The sequence below is a fragment of the Deltaproteobacteria bacterium genome, assembly GCA_013151915.1.
In the GTDB taxonomy this organism is placed as follows: Bacteria; BMS3Abin14; BMS3Abin14; order BMS3Abin14; family BMS3Abin14; genus BMS3ABIN14.
Genome location: JAADHJ010000010.1, coordinates 79,239 through 103,806, shown reverse-complemented (window position 1 = coordinate 103,806; position 24,568 = coordinate 79,239). Strand labels below are relative to the sequence as shown.

Genomic DNA, 24,568 nt, shown 5'->3' with positions numbered 1-24,568 from the left:
AGCCGGTTTCCACAGATCATTATTTTATTGGCTGGAACTTCATTTCCGCTATGTGTTAAATTCTTCAAGGCCCGGCCAACATTAAACATTCGCTTCATCCGGTTAATGCGTACCTTTATTATTTTGCTGTCATTGCGAGCCCGAGTGAAACCGTGGCGCGGCAATCCCGGGCGGAGCTGAAAAGGTCAAAAGCTGATTCATCATAGTCACGCCGATGGCGTGACTTGAGGGTCACCCCACCCTTCGACGCGCTGACGCTTGCTCAGGACAGGCAGGGTTTTAAAAGAGGGTTTAACAGAGGAGATCCAAAAACCATAAGGTCCTGGTTTTTAACTTCGCGAAACCTCGTAACTTTGCGGTCAGCTTGTTCTTGAACTGTGCAAAAATAGAAATAAAGCTGCTTCACCGCAAGGTACGCCGGGAAGAACGTTAGAAATCTTAAACCCGTTAAGGATTTTGCCTTAACTCTGTGTACCCTGCTTAACCCCGTGTACTCTGTGTTAAATTGTCTTCTTACCCGATCTGGTATTCATTCAGGTACGCATTCCCAGGATGACCCGAAGTTTGAGGTTTGAGGTTGAACATTTATAGGGTCGTAAAAAGTCCATCCCTGGCTTTTTACTCAACGGAAAGTAAAAAGTGTCATTTTCACTTTCCTCACAAATCTTATTAATCCAGTAATTCACGGATGGTGTGACTCAGAGCATCAAACTGAACAGGTTTGATTAACATCCTGCTGTTCTGTATCTGCTCATGGTTTCCGAGCATACGTTCCGTATCATATCCCGTTACAAAAACAATCGGCATAACGGGATTCACCTCTCTAATAAGTTTGGCAAGTTGTATGCCGCTGTAATGCGGCATCACCACATTCAGAAGAGCAAGGCTGATCTCTTCCTGATGCGCTTTGAATGCTTCAATACCCCTCCTCCCATCTTCTGTCTGTATAATCTTGTAGCCCAAAGATTCCAGCACTTCGGCGGTTGTCTCACGAACATGCTGCTCATCATCGGCAAGGAGAATTGTTTCGCCCTTTGCTTCAAGAGGTCCAATCAATGCCGTGGTTTTTAGATCTTCGCTAAGTTTTCCGATGAGCGGCAGATAGATGTGAAAAGTTGTTCCTCTGTCTTGCTCGCTCTCCACAAGGATGAATCCCGAATGGCTCTGCACTGCACCATAGACCATCGACAAACCCAGCCCGGTTCCTTTGCCGACCTCTTTGGTGGTATAGAAAGGCTCAAACACCTGATCCAAATGTTTTTTCGCTATGCCATAACCGTTGTCGGATATACTCAGGTGGGCGAATCTTTTACCCTCGGCTTCAGGATGTTTTGTTAAAAAAGTATCATCCGGATCATAATGGGAGAGCTTCAATTCGATGCGTGGTTCAGGTACATCTTCAACGGCATTACGCGCGTTATTCAACAGATTCAGAAGAACCTGTTGCAACTGAGTAATATCACCACGAATCAATACCGGCTCGCTGGTTACATCATGAATGACTCGGATATTCTCCGGGATCGTTACCTGAACAAACTTCAGGGAATCCTCCACAAATGAGTTCATGGATAACTCTTGCATCTCCACAATGCCCTTGCGGGCAAAAGTGAGCAACTGAGAAATCATGGCCGCAGCCTGCCGGCATAACCTTTCAATTTTGTTGATTTTATCCACTGCCTCTGGTAGCTGTTCGCCTTGTTGAATCTTTCTTTTGGCTAGATACATATTGCCGGTAATACCGGCCAGTATATTGTTGAAGTCGTGGGCAATACCACCCACCAGCGTGCCGATTGCCTCCATTTTTTGTGCCTGCTGAAATTGCTGTTCCAGCGACAACTTCTCGCTTAGATCTGAAAAAACTTTGACATAATTGGACAGTTTGCCATCGTTGGCATGGATCGCAGTAATCGAGATGTACTCCGGAAACTCCTCTCCACTTTTTTTGCGACTCCATAGTCTCCCTTGCCACTGCCCGGTTTCTTTGACAGATTTCCACATCTTCCGATAAACAGATCTGTCCTGACGCTCTGAATGTAACATCTGGAGCTTCCTGCCTACCGCTTCTTGCTTCGGATAACCTGTGATTTGCTCAAAGGCTCGGTTCACACTGATGATGTTTGCGCTCGCATCTGTAATTATAATGCCATCCACCGTATTTTCGATGGCTCGACTGGCCAGATGCAGTTGATTTTCCGCCTCTTTCCTGGCCAGCATTGCCCTGAAGGCCACGCCATAGGATATCAACAATTGCATGAGCGGCCGTGATGCAGCACGAATCCTTTCAGCATTAAGCTTAGATAATGCGATCAGTTCGGCAATAGCATGATCATGCATTTCTCCTATCGTTTCAGGGGGAGTGTTGGATAGAACCATCTTCTGCCCCAGACTTTCAATGGCAGCAAGTGGGGCTTCATCAAGAGAGTCAGCGTATTCAGCCAACAGTGAAGTGTATTGCTCCGAAAATGTGTCCTTGTCAAAGCTCATGAGTTTAATCCCTCATGGCGGTAAAGCAACACGCAGGCATCCAGATTAAAAAACGGACGTAGCCCATCCTACAACGCGGTATCAACATCAGCAATACCGGGATCATAGTGTGTGAAAAAAGATTGCCGGCCAGCTCGGATACCGCCATGGCAGGGTAATAACCATCCAGACAAGACCTGTCAACAGCTCTGCCTACTTCAATGCATGACGGCGAGCAACATGGATATAATACTCATCATGCACAGGGACATCGAGGGTACCTCCTTTGCAAGCCTGAATCAGGCAGGTGCCGCCACAGCGAGAGTCAACACGTCTGTAAATTCCCAAGCCTTGACACGAAATTCTTCCTTTGCCATCAGTCTGTCGGTGCGGCGACTGGTGTCCAATTTACTATCGATCACCTCAATCCATAATCCAGGCTCCAACGATCTCATCCTGTTTTGTTTTAATCAGTTCTGCAACAGTCATCGGTTTGGTCATGGGTAACCTCTTCAATGATATATTCACACACTTAAGCATAATGACTTTTTGCGAAGTCATCAACTTTGATAGGGTCGTAAAAAGTCCATTGCTGGCTTTTTACTCTACGGAAAGCGAAAAGTGTCATTTTCACTTTCCTCACAAATCAACAATTTGCGCTGCAAGTCATTGATTTGGGCGCCCATTAGTGGGCGCGTTGATGACTTTTTGCGAAGTCATCAACTTTGGACGTTGGTGTGAGGTTCTCCCACACCGCCTCTGCTCCGCAGCTCCATGTCTTCGCGTCCGTTTTTCATCTCTGGACTCTGATCTCTGGACTCTGAACTCTGGACTCTGGACCGGTGTTATCCCCATGAATTCCATAGTTTGATCCAGATTCCCTGATGCCGGTTGTCAGCCGAGCATGGAAAAACCCTTGACAGACAAGGATAAATGCCATTAAAATTAACCGTAAGCGGGAATTAACACTTAACACTTAAGGGTGAGGGGTGCGATGACGAAACTGGTAAAACGTAAGGATATCTGCCGCCTGATTGGGATCTCCCCGTCCAAGGTCAACTTCTACACGACCCAGGGGCTGTTTCCGCTCAAAGGGAGAACCCGGGGAGGCTATGGCCTCTACGATCCTGATACGATCCTGGCCCGCTTCCGTAGAATCCGCGAACTGAAGGCCGACAGGCTTACCATTGTGGAGATACGGGAACGGATTATGGATGAAGAGGAGGAGCGGGGGCAGTTCCTCGAGTTGAAATTTGACGATTAGGAAGAAAAAAACCGCGAATAGGCCAAGGCCATCGGTTGTGCGTCTGCTCGTGCGGGAGAGTTCCGAGAATCTGACCGCGGTTCTCCGAAAAGCTCTCCCCCATACCCTCTTCCAGATGGAGGTGGTCCAGGCAGTGGCGGAGTTCGTCGAGAGACTGCAATCGGGCGGAACGGATGTCGTCCTTCTGGATCTCTCAGTTCCGAGCATCGAGAACAAACGTTCCTTCGATGCCATCCGCAACCGTTATCCCACACCGCCGGTCCTGGTTTACGGGGACAGCGATTCCATTTCGACCATGTCGAGTTTTCTCAAACATGGGGCCCACGGCATGTTCTGCGTCAGCGACGGGACCGATACGATTATTCACGCTGTGCGTCAGGCGGCCTCACACTATCAACTTGTCAGGGAAAACGCGGCCCTCCAGGATGCTCTTGACCGTAGGAAGAAGGCTATCGATATTCTCGAGCGTCTCGGTGAGGCTATGTCAACCATCTTTGACGTCAGGAAAATACTCAATCTTACCCTGAGGGTTGTCCGGAGGGCCCTTGACTGCGAGGGCTGCTGTCTTTACCTGGTCGACAGGGATTCCGGGGCGCTCATTGACAGTCGGGACCTGGGCGATAACGGCGAACATCCACAGATGGAACTGTGGGGAGCGGGCGGGAAGGGAAGAGAACACATCCTACGCAAGGCCGCCGATCTTTCATTGAAAAGAGCCGAACCGCTTAATCTTGATGGAATGGATGGCTTGATGGACCTGGATCGATCAGCTTGCGCAACCTCCGATGAGGGAGACCTGCGGAACCTTCTTACGGCTCCATTGTCCGTCAGAGGCGATATCCTGGGGGTGCTCGTCGCCGTAAACAGGTTGGGTCGTCGGGACTTTTCGGGGGGTGATGTTGAAATCCTGGAATCGGTGGCGCGGCAGACCGCCTTTGCCCTTTCGGGAATCCGGACCTTGAAAAGAGAACAATCGTTCCAGGAAAAACTGGGCGATCAGGTCCAGCTGGCCACGGCCCGTCTCCAGGAGAGGAACCTTGAACTCCAGAAACGGCTTGAGGAGAAAGGGGCGGCCAGCAGAAAAATCGCGGCGATGGCTTCGGAGATCAGCGAGAAGAACCAGTCCCTCGAGGATATGATAGAACAGTTCAGGGTCATCCACGAGATAAGCCAGGTCATCGGTTCTGAGCTTGAGCATGAGAGCCTGATAAAGAAAATCATCCTGGAATCGGCATCCCTGCTGAAGGCCGAGACCGTCTCCATCATGCTCAAGGACACCGAGGGAAGTCTTACGATCAGGCATGCCCTTGGCCTCAGCAATGATGTCATCAAAAACACGAGGGTCAGGCCGGGCGAGGGGATATCGGGTTGGGTGGTCGAGGAGGGAAAGCCCATCCTGGTCAAGGATGTCAATAAGATTCGCCATGAGGCATCGGATAGTACGCTTTATCACAGTGATTCACTGCTCTGTGTCCCCCTCAAGATCAAGGGGAAGATCTCCGGAGTGCTCAATGTGACCAACCGGGTGGGAGGGGGGGCCTTTGACGAGAGAGACCTTTTCCTTCTGACGATTCTTGGGAACCACGCCGCCATCGCCATCGAGAACGCCAAGCTGTACGGCACCGTAAGGGAGAACTATTTCAACACGATCAAGGCCCTGGTGAATGCGGTTGAGGCCAAGGACAGCTGGACCAAGGATCATTCCGAGAACGTCACCAACTACAGTCTCAAGATCGCGGATTATCTGGGCCTGTCCGCAGAACAGAAGGACATCATCCAGTATGCGGGCGTTCTTCACGATATCGGGAAGGTCGTAATCAGCAGCACCATAACCGACAAGCCCGGCCTGCTGACGGACGAGGAATGGGATCTGATGAGGGAGCACCCCCTTATCGGGCAGAGAATTCTGGATCCCATAGATTTCCTCGAACCGGTCAAGGTCTGTATCCAGACCCACCACGAACGCTGCGATGGTTCGGGCTATCCCTTCGGTCTGAAGGCCCACGAAATTCCTCTGGAGACCAGGATTCTGTCTGTCGCCGATGCATTCGATGCCATGGTGCATTCCCGTCCCTACAGGGAGGCGCTTAGTCTGGATGAGGCCGTGGGCGAGTTGAAGCGGTCCTCCGGAACCCAGTTCGATCCCGCCGTCGTGAATGGTCTTGTCAGGATAATCGAGGCCGAGGATGCGTCCGGCGGGCTGGAACACTAGGATGGGCGCCATGAGAAAAACACCGGTCAGGGGGGATGGTGGTGTTACGGCCTACCTCAAGGTGTTTACCGAGTCATTGGGCATCCACCTTCTTCTCGCGGGCCCCGACGGGAAGCCCGTGGGTAGGGTGGAGGGCCTCAGGGGGCTATGCGGCTGGATGTGTGCGGCCAATCACCAACCCTGTGTGGATGTTTGTATGAAGCCAAAATCCGGCTTTTGCGCCGATGACATTATTCGGATAAACCGTTGCCCTCTTGGCTTGACCGTATTTGCGATGCCCATCATCTACAGAAAAAAGCTCATGGGCTACCTCCGGGGCGGCGGCGTCCTGCCCGTGGAGGGGTTTGTGCCCGAAATCTCCGTGTTGACCGGGACCGGAATGGACCGTTCCGATGCCTGTACGGCAGCGGCCATGACCGCGGAAAATTTTTTCCGGCCTGTGGCGGAGCTGTCCGCCCTGCTGAGAGGGGTAAAGAAGAGCCTTCAGATATTTGCGGGTACGCTTAGGCTCAAGAACGCCGCCGACAGGAGGATAAGGCAGGTTGAAGGTCTGTTCGGCTCCCTCGATGGGCTTCAGGCCGAACTTCCGAGAAGGGATATCGCCGGAATTTTCATAAACGCCATCAATATCCTCTTCGGGATCGATTCGACCTTTATGGCCGTGCCCAGGCCTCTTGGGGAAGGGCTTTTTCTGCTGGCCGCTTCCGGGGATGACACCCTTCTTCCGGGAGAGGTGGGGGGTAATATGGGGGGTCGGTTTTCCAGGGTCTTTGATGAGCTCCTGGAACCGTATCTCATGCAGGACATGGTCGCTCTTCTTGATGCCGGCTTCCCCGAGAGGGTCTACCGCGCATGGCTTATCCCTGTAGGTACCGGTGAGAAGAGGAGTGGGCTCCTCGTCCTACTCAACTCCTCCCTGTCCTCCGCGGATATTCGGCTCATAAGTGGGTTTTCGGGGGCTCTGGCGCAGGCATTCCGCATATTTCATCTGGAAAGGCAGGCGGAATCCCTCATGGACGAGAGGGCGTTTCTCCTTTCACTCGTCAAGGAGCTGATGGGGGCCGCGGAGGAAGAGGAGGTCTACGAAATCCTCCTGTCGAAGGCCTGTTCCATAACCGGTGCCGAGAAAGGTTCCATAATGTTCCGGGATGACGACGGGAAGCTTTCCGTGAGGAAGACCTTCGGGCCCGACGAGGAGGTCCTGAAGGGATACCGGACCCGTCCCGGGGAAGGAATAGCGGGTAAGGTTCTCGCGACGGGCACTCCCATGCGCGTCGAAGATGTCGGGAGAGACCTCGGGGGTACGCCGAAGCGCTCAAGATACAGGACCGGTTCTTTCATATCCCTCCCGCTGATCCCGGGCAGCCATCCACCCGGGGTTCTCAACCTGTCGGACAAGGTTTCAGGGGCCCCATTCAGCGAGGTCGACCTGGACCGGGTTCGGGCCATCAGTGACCATGCCCTCCTGGCCGTTGAGCGGGCCTACTATATCAACAGGTTGAAAGACGTTACCTCCCAGGCATCCACAGACGCCCTGACCGGTCTGGCGAACCGGATGCACCTCATGGAAAACCTGGACAGGGAAATGGAAAGGTGCCGCCGCCACGGGCGGGCACTGTCGGTGGTCATGGCGGACGTTGACCGGTTCAAGGAGTACAACGATCATAACGGGCATCTTGCCGGGGACGAGGCATTGAAGGTTATCGCCTCTGTAATGAAGCGATCGGTGAGAAATATCGACATTGCCTGCCGGTTCGGAGGAGAGGAGTTCTGCCTCGTTCTTCCGGACGTGGACACCCGCGGAGCCGTGATAATCGCCGAGCGGATTCGCGAGGAGGTTGAGCGAACATGTTTTCCCGGCGAGGAGAAGATGGCATCGGCCAGGTTGACCCTCAGCCTCGGAGTTGCCGGCTTCCACGGGCTTGCGATGTCGGCCGAGGGGTTGCTTCATTCGGCCGATATCGCTCTTTACTGTGCAAAGAAGGACGGCCGCAACCTGGTCCGGACAGCGGAATTTAACCGGAATCCGTCAACGCCCTGCGTGGCGGGTCAAGGGGTTTTTCAGGGTGGGAGGGGAACAAACCATGCCTGAGCCAAGCGGTAGGAACCGGAGGAGAAACTTCTTTATCAAGCAGTGGTTTCAGCTGAGGTACATGCTCCTTCTTGCCGTCGGCACCCTTTTTGGGGGTGTGGTTTATGCCGTTGTTCTGAGATATTTCTTGCGGAAACGTCTTCTGGAACTGATGTACCAGAGCCATTCTGTCCTTGTTAATACATGGCAGGCCCTTTATCCCATCATTTTCGGGTCGACCATGGTTCTGTTTTCAGGTTGTCTGGTCCTGTTGCTTGTCTTCCTGCGGATCTTCGCGGCCAAGGTAGAAAGGGCGGCCGGGGAGGTGGAAAGTCTTTGCAGTGACCTGGAGGAACACCTGAATGAGACTGTGGAGTTCAGGGGGATTTCCGTAAAGGAGTTCAACAAGGTTGGGGCAAAGATGTTGGATATGGTTCGGTTCTACCAGGGCCGGTGGGAAAAAATCTCGAAAGAGGCCGGAGAAATTTCGGAACTTCTAGGGAGGATGACGGAGGGAGGAGACGGTCTTTCTCCGGATATGGCGCGCCGGCTGGATGTTTTGCTTGACCATCTGTTTCGCAGCAAGGTGGAGCTGGATGAGTAGGGTGGTTAGGTGGCTTGCTCCGGCTGTTTTACTGACCGTCCTTGCGGGGACTGTCCTTTGGTCCGGCGCCGATACGTTGAGGGATCCTCACACCGCCCTATCCGACCACCGACAATGTGACCTGTGCCACGAGGTCGGGGAGGACGGGACGGTGCTGCCCGACAGGTTAAAAGGGCCCATTATCGACCAATGCTACTCGTGTCATCCCCCCGGGAAAATGGGCAGATCCCATCCGGTTAACGTTGACCTCAGGCGGAACAGGATGTTCCCGGACATGGAGGTCCCGGAGGTTCTTCTGGTCGGCTGGGATTGGGATGATGTCCTGACATGCGTTACGTGCCATACGGTGCACGAGGATTGGAAATCCGTCACCAAGTGCTTCCCCGGTCAGGAGCCTCTGAATATGGGTGGGAACCCCCTGTATTACCGGACCTACTACCTTCGAATCTCGGGGGACCCGAAGCTGGGATGGGCCCCTCTTTGTGATGCATGCCATAAGCTGCTTTAGGGAGGTACACATGAGCAGGTTCATCAATTCCGCCTTTATCCTGCGAAACCTTATCGCCTTTGCAGCGGCAACCCTTGCCGGATGTTTTGCCGCCTATTCCATTCTCTATTGGTCCCTTTCAAGGGACCTGGGGGAATCCTACAGCAGAGCTTTCTATCTCATGAAGGTCCTGAGGGAAGGAACGGGCCCCGTAGTCTGGTTCGCAGTTACCCTTTACGGGATCGTCATCTCCATATTTGTCCTGACCATCGCCCTGTTCGCCACACACAAGGTTGCCGGCCCCCTTTACCGGCTGGAAATGGCCCTGGAAATGGCCCTGAGGGGCCAACTGTCGGAGTCGGTGCATTTCCGAGCCCGGGACCAGATGGTTCCCCTCGCCGAATCCATTGGCCGCCTTATCTCCGTCATCAGGAGAAAAGAGACCGGTTTGACGGAACTGGCAGAGCAGATCCGGTCCGCTCGTGACGACATGGATGGAAAAATCAGATCCAAAGATCCTGGATGGATGGATTCGGCGGCGGGTGTGAAAGAGATGCTTTCCAGTCTTTCCGTCGCGGCCCGATCCAGAAATGGGGAGATATAGGTGACCGGTAAAGGCAGAAAAAGGCTCGGTGAGGTTCTGGTGGATGCCGGTCTCATCAATCAGGATCAGCTCACAGACGCGCTTTCCGAATCCGCACGCAGCGGGATACGTGTCGGAAAGGTCCTTGTGGACCGCGGCGTTATCTCGGAGACCGACCTCACCCGCGCTCTGTCCAACCAACTCAAGATTGAGATGGTCAGCCTCAAGGAAGCCCCGCCCGATGGGGACCTGGTTGACCTGCTCCCCGAGACGCTGGCGAGGAGATACAGCATCCTCCCCTACAGGCTGGATGGGGATACCCTGGTGGTGGTCATGGCGGACCCCCTCAATGTTTTTGCCACAGATGCGCTGCGTGGTGTTACGGGCCGCTCCCTCCGGAAGGTGATCGCTTCCGAGTCCGAGATTGGCGAGTGGATCGGCGATCTCTATGGCCGCGGGTCTCTCCTGGGGTCTGCTCTTGCCGATGCCATAGCTGATTCGGTCACCCTGGGGGAGGGGGAGGAATCTCCGGATCGGCTGATGAGGCTTGCCAGGGAGACACCGGTTGTCCGTCTGGTTAACGCGCTCCTTGGCCAGGCCATCGGTCAACGCGCCAGTGACATCCACATTGAACCCCAGGAAAAGGAGGTCAGGATCAGGGTCAGGATCGATGGGATACTGGAAGAGGCCGCCAAGGTGCCGTCCCACCTGAAACTTGCCCTGACATCCCGCATCAAGATCGTTTCCGGTATGGATATAGCCGAAAAACGCATTCCGCAGGATGGACGCTTCAGGTGGACCGAGGGGACGCATGATGTCGATGTGAGGGCGTCGACCCTCCCCACTGTCTACGGGGAAAAAGTCGTTCTGCGGATCCTCGATCGAGCATCGGACGTCCTCGATCTGTCGGAACTGGGATTTGGGGAGGAACATCAGGTCATCATCCGTGATCTCATCCACAGGCCCTACGGCATCATTCTCCTGACCGGTCCCACCGGGAGCGGAAAGACGACCACCCTCTATGCGGCCCTCAACGAGATAAACGTCATCGGACGAAATATCGTCACCGTGGAGGACCCGGTGGAGTACGAGATCGCCGGGCTCAATCAGGTACAGGTCGCTCCCAATATCGGATTGGGGTTTTCATCGGTGCTCCGAAACGTTCTCAGACAGGACCCGGACGTAATTATGGTGGGGGAAATCCGCGATGCCGAGACCGCGAACATCGCCGTCCACGCGGCTTTGACGGGACATCTCGTTTTTTCCACCCTCCACACGAACGACGCGGCCGGGGGAATTCCGCGGCTGCTCGAACTCGGGGTAGAGCCGTATCTGATCCGTGCATCGGTGCTGGGGTTCCTTGGGCAGCGTCTCGTTCGGAGGATCTGCCCGCAATGCAGGACGGAGGTCTCCCTTTCCCCCGATGTCCGATCCCTTCTGTGGGGGGAGTGGGTCGGGGAGACCTTTTTTCAGGGCCATGGATGCGACGAGTGCAGGGAGACGGGGTACCACGGCAGGACGGGGATCGCCGAGATCTTCAAAATCAATCGGCGGATCAGGGATCTTGTCGCCCGTGAGATCTCCCATGAGGCCCTGTCGGCCGAGTTGAGAAAAGAAGGGTTCGTCTCCATGAGGGAGGATGGGATCGCCAAGGCCGCCAAGGGAGAGACCAGCCTGGAGGAGGTCTTCCGGGTTACACAGGATGTTGAACTTTGATGACTTCGCAAGAAGTCATCAAAGCGCCCACTTAGGGGCGCTCAAATCGAAGATTTGTGAGGAAAGTGGAAATGACATTTTTCGCTTTCCGTTGAGTAAAAAGGCATAGAAGGACTTTTTACGACCCTATCAAAGATGATGACTTCGCAAGAAGTCATCAGGAAGGACTGAGGGTTTGCCAAACTTCAGGTATCGCGCAAGGGATGATGGGGGGAAACTCATCCAGGGGACGCTGGAGTCGTCCTCCGAGACGGCCGTGGCGGCGAGGATCAGCGACATGGGCTATCATCCCGTGGCTATCTCGCCGGTGAGCGGACACCGGGGATTTCTGAAACGGCGCGGGAGGAAGGTTCCCATCGCCGAGGTGGTGGTTTTCTATCGACAGATGGCAACGATGAATGACGCCGGCCTGCCCCTCATTTACAGCCTCAACACTCTTGCGGAGGGGACCGGGAACCGTCGTTTCAGGCAGGTCGTCGAGTCCGTCCGAATGGGAGTTGAGGGTGGTGAAACCCTGTCTGACTCCATAGCCAGGCATCCCGGTGTATTCGATGAGGTTGCCATCAACATGATCCGTGTAGGGGAGAGCAGCGGCAACCTGTCGGAGGTGCTCGAGAGGCTGGCCGAGTATGGAGAAAGGTCCGCCGAGGTCCGGGCGCGGGTAAAAAACGCTATGGCCTACCCCATCGTACTTTCTGTCCTGGCTCTGGGGGTGGTGATCTTCAGCCTTGTGGTCGTGATGCCGCGCTTCGCCTCGATTTTCAAGAGGATGAACGCGCCTTTGCCCCTGCCGACCAGGATGCTTATGTCGGCCAGTTCGGTGGTCAGGCACCAGGGGTGGCTTATTCTCGGCATCATCATCCTGGCCATTGTAATATTCAGGCTCCTCCTGAGGACCGACAGGGGACGCTGGGCCTGGGACGGGTTTCTGTTTCGTATCCCGGTTTTCGGACCTTTGAGGATGAAGAACCTCTCGGCCCGTTTTTCCCGGAATATGGGAACCCTCATTGACAGCGGAGTGGATATCCTCTTCGCCTTCGAGATCTGCGAGAAGACCTTGAAAAGCGTTCGTCTGGAAAGAGCGTTGCAGATTACCCGGGACAGCGTCAGGGAGGGGGAGAGCATCGCCCCTGTCCTGGAACTGCAGCGTGTCTTCCCTCCACTCCTCCACCGCATGATCGCTGTGGGCGAGGAAACGGGACGCCTGGGACAGATGCTTTTCAGACTGGCCGGCTACTACGATCTCGATGTGGAAATGACCATCAAACATCTCACAACCCTGCTCGAGCCGTTCATGATTATCGTTATGGCCGCGGTGGTGGCCTTCGTGGCGGGCGCCACGCTGCTGCCGCTGTTCAATATCGTCAAGTACATGCACTGAGGTGATCTTTTTTGCCGCTTTTAGCGAAATAATTATACATCAAAAGGAAAGGAGGGGATCGACGGCAGAGAATAAAGAGCGATTTATCGGACGTTAAAAAAACCGCCTCTGGTCCTGGAATTGCGGATGTCCATCCGTACAGATCCATGAAGTATACAGGGCCAAAGGGCAAACGGGGGTGTTGGACCGGCCCCTGGAACCGAAAAAAAGGAGGATGCAAGATGAGAACTCGCAGGGAAAAAGGTTTTACGTTGATAGAACTGCTGCTGGTGATCCTGATCATCACCGGATTGGCGGCCATCGTGGTACCCAATTACATGAAGGTGTCGGACCAATCCGACACTGCCGTAAACAAGGCCAATGAGGAGTCCATCAGGGCCGCGGCCCGTCTCATGGTGCTTGACGGTGGCCTGACTGCCGTTTCGGCCGTGTCTAACCTGAATACCAATAGTGGTGCGATCAACTTCGCGTCCCATACCGCCGTCTATGTCCATGGACCTTACCTGGAGTCAATCCCGATCACATCTGCAGCCGGGACTGCGTATTTGGTAAGTTTGAACTCATCGACCGGTGCGATCGGTATTTCTCCGGTACACTGATGATTTGCAGGTTATCCGGCCCCCGATGCACTGGGGCCGGATAACCTTAACCTGAGGTACTGCACATTGAAAGGTTTCACTCTGGTGGAGGTGCTTGTGACTATCGGGCTTCTCCTTACCATAGCCCTGGTAGTTGTATTTACCTTATACTCCTCGTCTCCGAACACGCAGCTGAGGGCGGCGGTGGAGCAGGTTGCCGGCGATGTCCGCCTGGCCCAGGATCTGGCCATAAGCGAGCGGGCCCGCTACAGCATCCTGTTTACCGCCGGCTCCGCGGCCTATGCCCTGCGGAAGTGGGACGTGGGTACGTCCGCCTGGATCGCGGCGTCAGGTACCCAGACGCCCGCTTCCCTCCCCGATTCAACCACTGTCCAGTCGGTCGTCGATCTCACCGCCGGGACCCTTATCTTCGATTCCATGGGCGCCCCATACGAAGGGACCGGGACCGGATCTCCCCTCGTGGGCTCCGGGGCGGGAGGGCTGGACCATATCGTTATCTCCAGCGGGAAGATCGGGCGGACGGGCGAGGTGACGATCACTCCGGGGCCCGGAACGGTGGAGGTCAGCTGGTGACAAGGCCGGGCGATGATGCGGGGGCTTCGGCGGTGGAGACCATTGCGGGCGTAGCGGTCCTTATGATCATCTTCGCCTTTATGCTGAGTATCTACAGCGGCCAGGTTCACCGGGCGGACGAGGGCATATTGAGAGCGCAGCTCAGGGCCCTGCGGATGCAGGCTAAACTGTTTAAGGTTGTCAGGGGCCGCTGGCCCCAGGACACTAAGGAACTGGTGCAGGATCCCCTGAGCATCTTTCCCCTGGGTGCGGCGAACCTTCCCCAGGAGCCGGCCAGCAGGATGTTAAAGGCCGGTCCGGTCCTGGCTGTCGCGGCGGACGAGGATGGATACCCTGTTGATCCTTGGGGCAATCGTTTCGTGTACGAGCGTCTCACGGGCCGTATCCGGTCCGGGATGGAGGGCTATGAGAGCTGGTAGCTGCCGGGAAATGGCTTTTGTGAACTCCGGGATGGATCTGGATTTCCGAAGGAGTGGGGGGTTCACCCTTGTGGAGATGATCCTCTCCCTCACCATTCTGGCGGTGGCCATCCCGGTTCTGGTGAGCCTTTTTTCGGGTGGACTCAGACAGCCCCAGTGGGCCAGGGAACAGACCCAGGCGCTGTTTCTCGCCCAGGGGCTGATGGAGGAGATTGTCACCCACAAGTGGGACGAGGCGGCGACCCCTCCCGGGCACACCAATGTTCCAAGTACCATCGGTCTTGACGCGGGGGAGGTGATCGGAGACAGATCGACCTACGACGATATTGACGATTACGATGGGCTTTTGGACAACCCCATGCATGATGCCAAGGGGACGACTCTGACGGGGTTTGCCGGATTCTGGTCCCAGACCCATGTGGACTATGTGGCGTCCGACAAAGCAACCCCGGACTTCGATACCGCCCTCGGCAAGGGGGCCGGGACCGACTTTAAACGGGTGAACGTAACGGTAAACTGGCCCGATGGAAACGTTACCCTTACCGCGATGAGGGGAAATTTCTGATGATTTCGGCAAGGTTGTCGGTGGAATGGAAGGCCCAGGGAGGCCTGACCATCGTTGAGCTGCTCCTGGCCCTGGCTATCATGGCCGGGGTGTCGGTTGTGTTCGTTGCCCTTCTCACCTCGGGTCTCGATGCCTGGGAGGCCGGGACGGCCCAGTCCCGAACGGACCAGGAGGTGCGGCTGACCCTGGAGAGGATTTCGAGGGAGCTAAGGGCCTCACGCAGCAGGGCGGGTGATATCACCATAGGCGCCGGGAACACGTCCATCGCGTACCCGCTTGACACCGACAATGACGGTGCCTACGAGACCACCGTTCGTTATTTTCTGAGCGGTTCGAACCTCATGCGCCAGGAAAATGGCCTGCCGGCGGCGGGGAACAGGGTGCTCAAGGACGTAACCGGTGTAGTTTTCGATGACCTGTACGGAAACAGCCGCCTCATTGCGGTCACACTGGCCATCATCCACCCGGTGGAAGGGTCCAAGGGGAAGGGCGCCGTCACTATGGAGACCAGCGTGGGACCTCGAAATGACTGATCTTCGGCGGAAAACCGCTCTTGATGGGGAGGGAGGCTCGACCCTTGTGGTTGTTATGGCGCTGATCCTTACATTGCTCGCATTGGGTTCGGTGTTTGTCAGGCTCATGGGCGACGAGGCCATGATCGCCCAGAACCTGGAGTCGAGGACCCAGGCTCTTTACCTGGCCGAATCCGGCGTACATGTCGGCATTGTCTACCTTCAGGATAACCCGGCCTGGCCCGGGATTTTGCCCAAAGCCAAGGTGTCCTACCCAATGGCTGGAGGGACCATGTCCTACAGGATCGATACCGTCGCCGGATCGGGTTTCAGCAAGGCGTTCGTGGTGGGAACTGGAGACGTGGCCGGTACCCAGAGGGAACTGGAAGTGACGGTGTTGCGATGAGGCGCTTTTTCGCCGTGGCAACGGGCCTTGTCCTGTCCTTGCTGTTTCTGTCGGGGACGGCTGCGGCGGGGACCTATTCCATGTCGCTGCTGCAGGATCCGGCGGTGGTGATGGGCGAGAGTACCGCCTCCTTGGCACTCAGTGTTACCAACACTTCAGGCGTGGGCGGGGCTTCCATTGGATGGATCAGGATTTATGTGGACCCGGCCGTCTATTATGTGAGTAATTCCAATACCGCGCCGACCGGTTGGAACGTTCGAAGGATCAGAAACACGGGACGTGGGGGGAGCTACATTATCTACGAGGCGACCTCCGGGAGGATAGCCCCCAATGGGAGTGTAGTGTTCAATCTTGTCGTGGCCGGGACGAATGACGGCCCGTTCCCCGCGGACGTCAACGATATGACGGATGCCTTCGATCGTGTGGATGTCCGGACGAGCAGCTCAAGAATGGCGGAACGGTTTACGGGAACACCGCCCACCTGGAAAAGGTATGGCCTCAAGATCCAGCTCTTCGCAGTCCCTTCCGCCCTGGGTACAGGGCAGAATATTGCGGTTTCAGCAGCGGTCACCAACCGGACCACCGTCACCCATGGGCAGGTTTCGCCTGGGTCTCTGTCGCTGTCCGGAAGCGGATCGGCCATTTACAGCACCGGCCCCGTTCCCCCGAATTCGGACCTGGCCTCGGGCAACCTTCAGGTATTTTCCTATAATTATACCTCCGGGCTGTCCGGAACGGTGGTTTTTTCAGGATCCGCCGCGGACGGGACCACCGGGATGGCTACTTCCCCGACCGGGCGATCCAATACGGTTATTATCGGTGATTTTACCGCCATCATGGCCCTTGTCCCGTTAAAGGTCGCAGACGGGCAACAGGTCACGGCCACCATGACGCTGACAAACAACGGGACTGATTACATCGCGTCGGTTGTACCGTCCGTCGCCACCTCGGGCACTGCCGGCCTGGCCATAGTTTCCGGCCCGACGCCGTCTCTCATCGGGGCCATGGCACCCGGGACCAACCAGGAGATACGATGGGTATACAAAGCAACCGGAAACGTGGGCGATACCTACCGATTATCAGGCCGGGCAACCTCGAGTACGCTGACATCGATCCCCGATCCGGCCGTCAGCCCTTGGGGCGTAATCTCCGCTTACTCCGCCGTGGTTTCACCGGACATTGTCGCCTCCGGTGCGGTTAACCTGTCCCTGGTCTTTACGGTCTTCAATAACGGATCCTATCCCGTCCGGCAGGTGAAGATCAACACCCCGGCGGGATGGAACCTCCAAACTGCGTCCGGGCCGTCCGGGTGGAGCGTCAGAACCTCCGGCAACCCCGTTACGGTCCGATTCAGAACCCGGACCGATTCCATCCCCGTTGGAGGAAACGGGGTGTTCAGCCTGATTTTCTCATCAATCCCCACCGTTTCAAGCTCCACCGAATTTAACTTCCTGGTTTCCCTGTGGGATACCCGTACAAGGCTGAACAGGATCGCCACAGGAGCCGTGGAAACATCGGTCACCGTGAATCCATATTCGATTACGCTTTCGGCCATCCCCCATGCGCCGCCAAACCTGATTGCCGACGGGGTCCAGTCCTATGCCCTTTCCGCCACGTTGAATGGGCCGACGGGTCCCGTGGCCGACGCCCCAGTCCTCTTTACGTCCACTGCCGGAAGCCTCGCGTCCGGTGCTCCCGTTACGGACGCCTCAGGACAGGCGGCAAACAGCCTCACCGGGCCGCTGAGTGCCTCACCGGTCACCGCCACCGTTACGGCTCAATACCTCGGGGCCTCGGCAAGCATAGTTCTCCCCTTTAATCCATATACCGGCCTGCTCATGGATTACCTTCCCGGGACGCTGGGCCCGACGTCAGTCTCGCCAGGCGACACGTCTGTTGTATTCGTCCTGAACGTTATCAATACGGGGACGGCGACGGTTTCCGGTCTGGCCCCGTCCACCAGCTTCAGCTTCTCGGACACAGGTTCTGGTGGAACAAGTACTTTCACTGCGCTCCTGAACAATTCAAACCCGACTTCCATCGGACCGGGGGCGACGGCGACACTGACCTTTCTCGCCCGGAATGTGGCTAACGCTTTCCTTTCAGGGAGCTACTTCCCTGTACTATTTCTGGATGACGGCTTCTCCGCTCCCGGTACGAGGCCGGTAACCGATCCGGTTACGGTTGCAGGTGGTGCGGCCCCCATAACGATTATCCAGTGGAGGGAATCCATCCAGTGAGGGCGGTGAATTCCAAAAGTTCAAGAGAGGTGAGAGGATGTATTTAAAGAGATTCGGTCTGAAGGAGGAGCCCTTCAAGCTGACGCCGGACCCCAGGTTTTTCTACAGGGGAGAACAGCACGAGCGGGCCTTGGCGGAGCTTCTGTACGGCGTGGAGCAGAGGAAGGGCTTCATGGTCCTGACGGGGGAGGTCGGCACCGGCAAAACCACCGTCTCCAGGGCCCTTCTCGACTCCCTTGGCCCCGAATATGAGACAGCCCTTGTCCTCAATCCCCGTTTAACGGCCGACGAACTCATAAGGACGGTCGTCCAGGATTTCGGTGTAAAGAACCTGCCTGCCGGCGCCACGAAGGGTGAACTTATCGCGCATCTCAATCGGTTCCTTCTTAAAATCGCGCTTGATGAAAGAGGGGCCGTACTCCTGGTGGACGAGTCCCAGGAATTGTCCGGGGACCTTCTCGAGGAACTGCGACTCTTAAGCAATCTTGAGACGGACAGGGAGAAGCTCCTGCAGATCATCCTCATCGGTCAGCCCGAACTGGTGGAAACGCTGTCCTCAAAGGAACTGCGTCAACTGAGACAACGGGTTGCCGTATGGGCACATCTTGGCCCCCTTGACCCCGAGGAGACCGCATCCTACATCAGCAGGCGCCTCACCGTGGCCTCAGGTGGACAGCACCTCGTGCATTTTACTCCAAAGGCCCGCAAAGTCCTTCACCGACTCAGCGGCGGTTACCCCAGGACCATCAACCTGATGGCCGACCGGGCTCTGCTGGGTGCCTTTTCGAAGAATACGGGTCGGGTGAATTCGGGCGTGGTTGTCAAGGCCGGCCGGGAGGTGGCGGGGGGACAAGCCGCCCCGGTTCGAGGTCGCCGGACTGCGGCGGCCGTTGTGGTGATTGCCGCCATTGTAATGGTTTCCCTTCCGTCCGGGACAGAGAATCTGACCCGTGCTCTTGGTCCCAGTGCTTTCAATGGCGTCGTTACCGAAAGTCGCGCGGCTGTAGGGGGTCTTCCCGACCTGCTTTCCCGCTACTTCATCCTGACCGGGTCAGATCATTTAAGCAGGGAGGCACTGCTCTGGCGGATCAACGGGCGGACGATACAGGATCTTGCTTTCGCTTTGCGCGGCATTGAGGCCAGGGAGCGATATGGTATGTCAATGGCGGAGGTATCTCTCGATGAGGACCTCTGGAGGCTTGCCGGGGTTGTCGGGATTGTCCCTCTAAGGAAGACCGGCGGGTTTGGCCTGATCCGCCCTGACGATCAGGCGGCAGGCGGGTGGCGTATCCTCGTTCCCGGAGAACGTGAGCGCTCCGTGGATGGAGTTAGGGGTGGTGGGCCACCCGGGATGGCGAAGGCACTGGTGCTTTACCGGCCTGACCCGGGGCTGCAATTGTCGCTCAAACGGGGTGACCGCGGTCCCGCCGTTCGTGTCCTGCAAGCCGCCCTGGTTTCCCTGGGGATGCTTGCCCGGGATCAGGCGATCGGGACATTCGGACCGAAAACCGAACATGCCGTCGCAACCCTTCAGAAGCGTTGGGGCCTCGGGATCACCGGGGTACTGGATGACGCCACGGGATATTACCTCTCCCGATTTGACGGTAGGGGATGGGGAAGACAAACATGAGTATTATCCATGACGCGTTAAAGAAAGTTCAGGGGACACCGGACACCGGCCTGCCCGAGAAGACCCCGTCCGGAAGGGATAAGCTCGGGACAACCCTAAAAGGTTCCTCGATATTGATCGCCGTGGCGGTGACGGTGGGGATACTGGCGCTGGGAGTCCTGGCGTGGAGGGTGGGGATATTATCGAAGGGAGCGGCCACACAGGACGGCACCCCAACGCCTCGTAATATTCCTTCGGCAATGACGACAACAGTCCCGACGGCGAAAAATGCCGCTCCCCATCCAAATCCTGCGATTGACCGTACGAAAAAACTGGACATGGATGCTCAACGGTACCTTCGTATCGGGGATCTTTCCGCGGCGGAGAAGGAATACAGGCAGGCCCTCGCGCTGTCCGGGGGCAATCGTGCTGAAACAGCCAACAACCTGGCGGTTGTGCTCAGGAAGGAGGGGAAGCTCAAGGAGGCCCTCTCCTTATATAATCGCTCCCTTGCGGAGAATCCCCGCTACGCGGAAGCGCTGAATAACAGAGCTGTTGTGTTCCGTAGAATGAAGAGATACCAGGAGGCGGAGAGGGACCTGGAAAAGGCCCTGACCCTGGTCCCGGGATATGCGGTGGCGCAGGCAAACCTTGCTATTGTCCTCGAAGCTGCCGGACGGAAAAAGGCGGCGGTGGCAGCCTACCGGAAGTACCTTGGCAACCCCTCTCGCCGCCCGGGGCTGGAGGAGGCCCTGATCCGCAGAAGGGTCTCGCTTATCGAGGATGAGATAGCCGGTCTGGAGCTTCGGAAAGGTGTCGGAGACAGCAGCGGATCAGTCGGGAGGTAACGTTTCATGTTTCTCGGTTCAGGAAAAGTCCTGGGGATCGATATCGGTCGGAGGGATCTTAAAATCATTCAGCTGAAGGGGATGCCTAAAGATCCCAACCTGGCCGCATGGGCGATTGTAGCGAAGGAAAAACGATCCTTTGAGGGGAACGGATGGCGCCCCGACCTTTTTGAGGATATCGCCCTTTCCCTCCAGATCCACGGCATCAAGGGGGGAAAGGCCTACGTCTCTCTTCCGGACGATATGGTGAGGCTTTCCTACCGCAAGCTTCCAGCCATGCCCCCGGCGGAGCTGAAAAGCGCCATCATCTGGGAGATCCGTAAGGAATGGGACATGACGGTCGAGGAAATGGTAGTCGACTATATTGAGATGGGTGAGGTCGTGGCCGGGCCGAACAGAATGAACGCCTATCTGGCTGCCGTTTGCAAAAAAAGACCCGTTGAGTTTCTCGGCAGGAGTTTGCTGGACATGGGAGTCAAGGTCCAGTCACTGGAGTTTTCGACGCTTGCCCAGATCTCCTGTCTGCTGGCTTCAGGCAGCGCGGATGGCGCCATTGGACTGGTGGACCTCGGCGCATCCCAGACCAACCTCATTATCCTGAAGGACGGTTCCGTCAGGTTTTTTCGCATGATCCCTTCAGGGGGCGACAGTATCAGCGAGGCGATCTCCCAGGCAACGGGACTTACCTGGTGGGAAGCGGAGAAACATAAGCGAATGGGTGTCCCGTCCGGGGAAGGCGGAGATGAGCAGATGGTCCGGGCCTTTCGGGGCACGCTGGAACTCATTATCGATGAGGTGTTTCAGACCCTCCGGTTTTATGTCGCGGAACGCAAGGAAGGCCCTGTGGAACGTCTTGTGCTCACCGGGGGTGGGGCACTGATGCCCGGTGTAGAGGGTCCATTTCAGGATGTGCTGGGGCTGCCTGTCGAGGTGTTGAACCCGTTTGGGAATCTGCCGGTATCCAGTGGCGTGAGGGACAGTGATATGGTGGTCTCCCAGGGCGGCAGGCTGGTTACAGCTCTGGGACTGGCCCTGAAGGAGTGAAATCGAGATGAAATATCGTACCAACCTTCTGCCTGGGAATGTGAAGGCCGGGAAAACCCTGCAGTCAGGGAATCTGATCATGGTCCTCCTGGTGGTTTTCTTCATCACCGGTCTTGTGACCATCGGGGTCATGTATGAGAGGCGGTTCATCGCCATCCAGGAAGGAATTGCCAGCCTGAATTTTCAGAAAAATCAGCTGTTGTTCGAGGAGGATAAGGCCAAAGAGGTCCTCAGCAGGATCGAGAGTATCCAGGCCAGACAGGCCGAGGACGGAAAAGTGGTAAAGCTGCTCGAAGGTCTGGTGCGGGGAAGAATTCTCTGGTCAAGGGTCCTTGCCCAGACAACGTATATCGTCCCGAAAGGCGTCTGGCTGAACTTCCTGAGCAGCAGCGGCAGTGAAGCCGGCCGGAAACTGGTATTCCGCGGAACGGCATTGTCCAATAAATGGGTGGCGCGGTTCCTGTTTTACCTGGAAAACCATCCGGACTTTTCCGGGGTGAGCCTGGAGTACAGCAGGCTCACAAAAATGGGCGGCAAGGATCTCTACAGTTTCGAGGCCCACGCCGTCCTCTCCTCCACTGCAGGGAGGTTTTGAGATGACCCAGGTACGAGACGTCCTTTCACGCCTTCCCGGAAGGTGGAAACTGGTCCGCTACATGGTCCTTATCCTGGCCATGATGGTGATCTACCTTCCCTTCCAGAGGTTCTACATCGGGCCCAAACAGGAGAGGATCGAGGCATCCAGGAAGAGGATGGATGTGGTGGCCGGAGAGGTGCGTTCACTTCACACAAATGTTGGGGACATGAAGATCCGTGCCTCCATGGAACAGGACGTGTTGGAGAATTTCAGGCTTATGGAGGAACGGCTGGACGCCGCAAAAAGGATGCTGCCTACCAGGGAAAACATTTCCGGGCTGCTGGAAAAGCTTACTCAGCCCGGAGTCCGAGCCGGCGTTTCAGTTCTCAGCCTGATGCCCTACCCCCCCGAGGATATCCCCAACCTGACCCGGCAGTCTTTCAAAATTCAGGTTGAGGGAAGATATATAAATATCGGGAAATACCTGTTGGCTCTGGAGAGTATGGACAGGCTGATCCTTGTCGACAACCTCCAGATTACCGGCGGCGACCAGGATAACAGGAAGGTTCAGGTCCAGATACTGGCCTCGACGTACCTTCTCAAGGAGGAGTGATGAAACCTGGATTGATCCTGGTTATTCCTGTCACGCTTTTCATGCTCTCCATGACTGCCGTAGCGCACGGTGCTTCTCTCTCCGACCTGGATGTGGAGTGGTTCAGGGAGAATCCATCACCGGTCAGTTGGGGACCCGATCCGTTCATCCCCAAGGTCTCCCTGAGTGTTCCCGGAGAATCGTCGGGGCCGTCCGATCGCGGTATCTCTTTTACGGCTGTCATCATGGGTGGGGGAAAACCGGCTGCCGTGTTAAACGGGGTCGTTGTCCATCCAGGAGACAGCATTAGAGGTAGCAAAGTTCTTAGAATAATGAAGAACTCAGTGTTGCTCAAGGGACCCGCCGGCTCCGTTGAGATACCTCTCAAACCGCTTTTTAACGTCAAAAGCAGTCTTCCCTGAAGGGGTTAAAGCCATGAAGAAAACCGGAAGATCCAGAACCGCCGTTCAACTCCTCACAGGCTGCCTCGCCCTGTTATTCCTGTATGTGGGATGGGCATGGGCGGCGGGCCCTTACGACCTGGAGTTCAGGGAGGCGGACGTCAAAGATGTCCTTCGCCTCCTGGGCGATCAGGAGGGGATTAATATCATTATCGGAGACGGGGTTAAAGGCACCGTAACAGCGAGTTTTCGTGGGGTCGGGTTCGAGGAGATCCTCGACTCCATCATGAGGATGAACGACCTTCGGGCGGTAAAGGATGGATCCATCCTCAGGGTCGAATCCAGGGCGGACATGGTCGCTAAAGGCGACACCATGGTACGCCGGATTTTTCGCCTGGACTATTTTAAGGCTGTGGAACTGGCCAAAACCCTTGAAAAGGCCGTATCCCAGGACGGTTCCATTACCCCGGATGAAAGAACAAACAGTCTGCTTATCTACGACAGCCAGCAACAGATGGCGGGGATTGCGGCGCTGATTAAGGACCTGGACCAGCCCGTTCCCCAGATCATGATCGAGGCCCGTATCGTAGAGACCACGACAAACTTCGCCAAGGAACTCGGGGTCCGGTGGGGATTCCAGTACACGCGGACGTCGGGCAGCAACGTCACTCAGGTGTTCGGCACGGAAGCAGGCAACAGCATGGTGAATGTACCGGCTGAGCCAGTGGTCTTCGGGGGCGCCGGTTTCTCCTTCGGCAGGCTCGACGGGTCACTGAATCTCGATTTTCAGCTCACCGCCATGGAGGACAGGGGGTGGGGCAAGATCATATCCACGCCCAAGATAGCAACACTTGACAGAGGCGAGGCCACCATCCAGGCCGGGGTCAAGATACCGATCCAGACCGTCAGTGAACAGCAGGGGGTTGGCACCACGAAGGTGGATTATATCGACGCATTCCTGAAGCTTACCGTCACCCCCCAGGTCACATCCCAGGGCCAGATCGTGATGAAGATCTCCGCCGAGAGGACAGAGCCCGACTGGAGCAGAACAGTGGATGCGGTTCCCGCGCTTCAGACCCGGGAGGCGCAGACCCAGGTCAGAGTCCGGGACGGTGAAACGGTGGTGATCGGGGGGCTCCTCCAGGAAAACGAGAAAAAGGTTGAAAGTCGGGTCCCGATTCTGGCGGATATCCCCCTCATTGGCGGGGCGTTCAAGCGTAAGGAAAAGACCAGGGACAATGGGGAACTGCTGATCTTTATTACACCGAGGGTGATCTCACCCAATTGAATTCCGTGGAGTAAAAAGCCATGGATGGACTTTTTACGACCCCATCAAAAATGATGACTTTGCAAGAAGTCATCAAAGCGCCCATTTAAGGGCGCTCAAATCGAAGATTTGTGA

General features: G+C 56.2%; 23 protein-coding genes. 22 read left to right on the top strand and 1 reads right to left on the bottom strand.

Annotated elements, in window-relative coordinates; translation table 11 throughout:
• Window positions 1–669 precede the first annotated feature (669 nt).
• Window positions 670–2,484, bottom strand: coding sequence for a PAS domain S-box protein (locus tag GXP52_02870; protein NOY86230.1), 1,815 nt, complete (start codon window positions 2,482–2,484; stop codon window positions 670–672).
• Between the two features lie 973 nt (window positions 2,485–3,457).
• Here GXP52_02870 and GXP52_02865 point away from each other — a divergent pair.
• The 22 genes from GXP52_02865 to pilQ all read left to right on the top strand — a co-directional run bounded on the left by GXP52_02865 (window position 3,458) and on the right by pilQ (window position 24,454).
• On the top strand, window positions 3,458–3,727 hold the full coding sequence (locus tag GXP52_02865; protein NOY86229.1) for a MerR family transcriptional regulator: 270 nt from the start codon (window positions 3,458–3,460) through the stop codon (window positions 3,725–3,727).
• A gap of 37 nt (window positions 3,728–3,764) precedes the next feature.
• The gene (locus GXP52_02860) at window positions 3,765–5,939 is read left to right on the top strand and encodes a GAF domain-containing protein (GenBank protein NOY86228.1); all 2,175 of its coding nucleotides are present in this window, start codon (window positions 3,765–3,767) and stop codon (window positions 5,937–5,939) included.
• Between the two features lie 10 nt (window positions 5,940–5,949).
• Window positions 5,950–8,031, top strand: a complete 2,082-nt coding sequence (locus GXP52_02855) for a diguanylate cyclase (protein ID NOY86227.1) — start codon at window positions 5,950–5,952, stop codon at window positions 8,029–8,031.
• A complete protein-coding gene (locus GXP52_02850; protein NOY86226.1) occupies window positions 8,024–8,614 on the top strand; it encodes a hypothetical protein in 591 nt (196 codons plus the stop codon). Before GXP52_02855 ends, GXP52_02850 begins: the two co-directional genes overlap by 8 nt.
• On the top strand, window positions 8,607–9,122 hold the full coding sequence (locus GXP52_02845) for a hypothetical protein (protein NOY86225.1): 516 nt from the start codon (window positions 8,607–8,609) through the stop codon (window positions 9,120–9,122). The genes GXP52_02850 and GXP52_02845 overlap by 8 nt, the downstream gene beginning before the upstream one ends.
• Before the next feature lie 10 nt (window positions 9,123–9,132).
• Window positions 9,133–9,705, top strand: coding sequence for a hypothetical protein (locus GXP52_02840; GenBank protein NOY86224.1), 573 nt, complete (start codon window positions 9,133–9,135; stop codon window positions 9,703–9,705).
• Window positions 9,706–11,400, top strand: coding sequence for a Flp pilus assembly complex ATPase component (gene cpaF, locus GXP52_02835; GenBank protein ID NOY86223.1), 1,695 nt, complete (start codon window positions 9,706–9,708; stop codon window positions 11,398–11,400).
• 175 nt (window positions 11,401–11,575) lie between these two features.
• The gene (locus GXP52_02830) at window positions 11,576–12,781 is read left to right on the top strand and encodes a type II secretion system F family protein (GenBank protein ID NOY86222.1); all 1,206 of its coding nucleotides are present in this window, start codon (window positions 11,576–11,578) and stop codon (window positions 12,779–12,781) included.
• Window positions 12,782–13,002: 221 nt separating this feature from the next.
• Window positions 13,003–13,380, top strand: coding sequence for a prepilin-type N-terminal cleavage/methylation domain-containing protein (locus tag GXP52_02825; protein NOY86221.1), 378 nt, complete (start codon window positions 13,003–13,005; stop codon window positions 13,378–13,380).
• A gap of 66 nt (window positions 13,381–13,446) precedes the next feature.
• A complete protein-coding gene (locus tag GXP52_02820) occupies window positions 13,447–13,953 on the top strand; it encodes a type II secretion system protein (protein NOY86220.1) in 507 nt (168 codons plus the stop codon).
• Window positions 13,950–14,372, top strand: a complete 423-nt coding sequence (locus tag GXP52_02815) for a hypothetical protein (GenBank protein NOY86219.1) — start codon at window positions 13,950–13,952, stop codon at window positions 14,370–14,372. The genes GXP52_02820 and GXP52_02815 overlap by 4 nt, the downstream gene beginning before the upstream one ends.
• Window positions 14,359–14,937: a type II secretion system protein gene (locus GXP52_02810; protein NOY86218.1), complete on the top strand. Its 579-nt coding sequence runs from the start codon at window positions 14,359–14,361 to the stop codon at window positions 14,935–14,937. The genes GXP52_02815 and GXP52_02810 overlap by 14 nt, the downstream gene beginning before the upstream one ends.
• Window positions 14,937–15,470, top strand: a complete 534-nt coding sequence (locus tag GXP52_02805) for a hypothetical protein (protein ID NOY86217.1) — start codon at window positions 14,937–14,939, stop codon at window positions 15,468–15,470. The genes GXP52_02810 and GXP52_02805 overlap by 1 nt, the downstream gene beginning before the upstream one ends.
• Window positions 15,463–15,855, top strand: coding sequence for a hypothetical protein (locus GXP52_02800; GenBank protein NOY86216.1), 393 nt, complete (start codon window positions 15,463–15,465; stop codon window positions 15,853–15,855). The genes GXP52_02805 and GXP52_02800 overlap by 8 nt, the downstream gene beginning before the upstream one ends.
• The gene (locus GXP52_02795) at window positions 15,852–18,095 is read left to right on the top strand and encodes a hypothetical protein (GenBank protein NOY86215.1); all 2,244 of its coding nucleotides are present in this window, start codon (window positions 15,852–15,854) and stop codon (window positions 18,093–18,095) included. Before GXP52_02800 ends, GXP52_02795 begins: the two co-directional genes overlap by 4 nt.
• 37 nt (window positions 18,096–18,132) lie before the next feature.
• On the top strand, window positions 18,133–19,725 hold the full coding sequence (locus tag GXP52_02790; protein ID NOY86214.1) for an AAA family ATPase: 1,593 nt from the start codon (window positions 18,133–18,135) through the stop codon (window positions 19,723–19,725).
• Window positions 19,722–20,552 carry a tetratricopeptide repeat protein gene (locus GXP52_02785; protein NOY86213.1) on the top strand — a complete coding sequence of 277 codons (831 nt, stop codon included), beginning with the start codon at window positions 19,722–19,724 and terminating at the stop codon, window positions 20,550–20,552. The genes GXP52_02790 and GXP52_02785 overlap by 4 nt, the downstream gene beginning before the upstream one ends.
• 6 nt (window positions 20,553–20,558) lie before the next feature.
• On the top strand, window positions 20,559–21,596 hold the full coding sequence (pilM, locus tag GXP52_02780; protein ID NOY86212.1) for a type IV pilus assembly protein PilM: 1,038 nt from the start codon (window positions 20,559–20,561) through the stop codon (window positions 21,594–21,596).
• A 7-nt stretch (window positions 21,597–21,603) separates the two neighbouring features.
• Window positions 21,604–22,191, top strand: a complete 588-nt coding sequence (locus tag GXP52_02775) for a hypothetical protein (GenBank protein NOY86211.1) — start codon at window positions 21,604–21,606, stop codon at window positions 22,189–22,191.
• Between the two features lies 1 nt (window position 22,192).
• Complete coding sequence (pilO, locus tag GXP52_02770) at window positions 22,193–22,786, top strand: type 4a pilus biogenesis protein PilO (GenBank protein NOY86210.1); 594 nt, start codon at window positions 22,193–22,195, stop codon at window positions 22,784–22,786.
• Entirely contained in the window at window positions 22,786–23,187 is a 402-nt protein-coding gene (locus tag GXP52_02765) for a hypothetical protein (GenBank protein NOY86209.1), read from the top strand. The genes pilO and GXP52_02765 overlap by 1 nt, the downstream gene beginning before the upstream one ends.
• Before the next feature lie 13 nt (window positions 23,188–23,200).
• Window positions 23,201–24,454 carry a type IV pilus secretin PilQ gene (pilQ, locus tag GXP52_02760; protein NOY86208.1) on the top strand — a complete coding sequence of 418 codons (1,254 nt, stop codon included), beginning with the start codon at window positions 23,201–23,203 and terminating at the stop codon, window positions 24,452–24,454.
• Window positions 24,455–24,568: the final 114 nt, after the last annotated feature.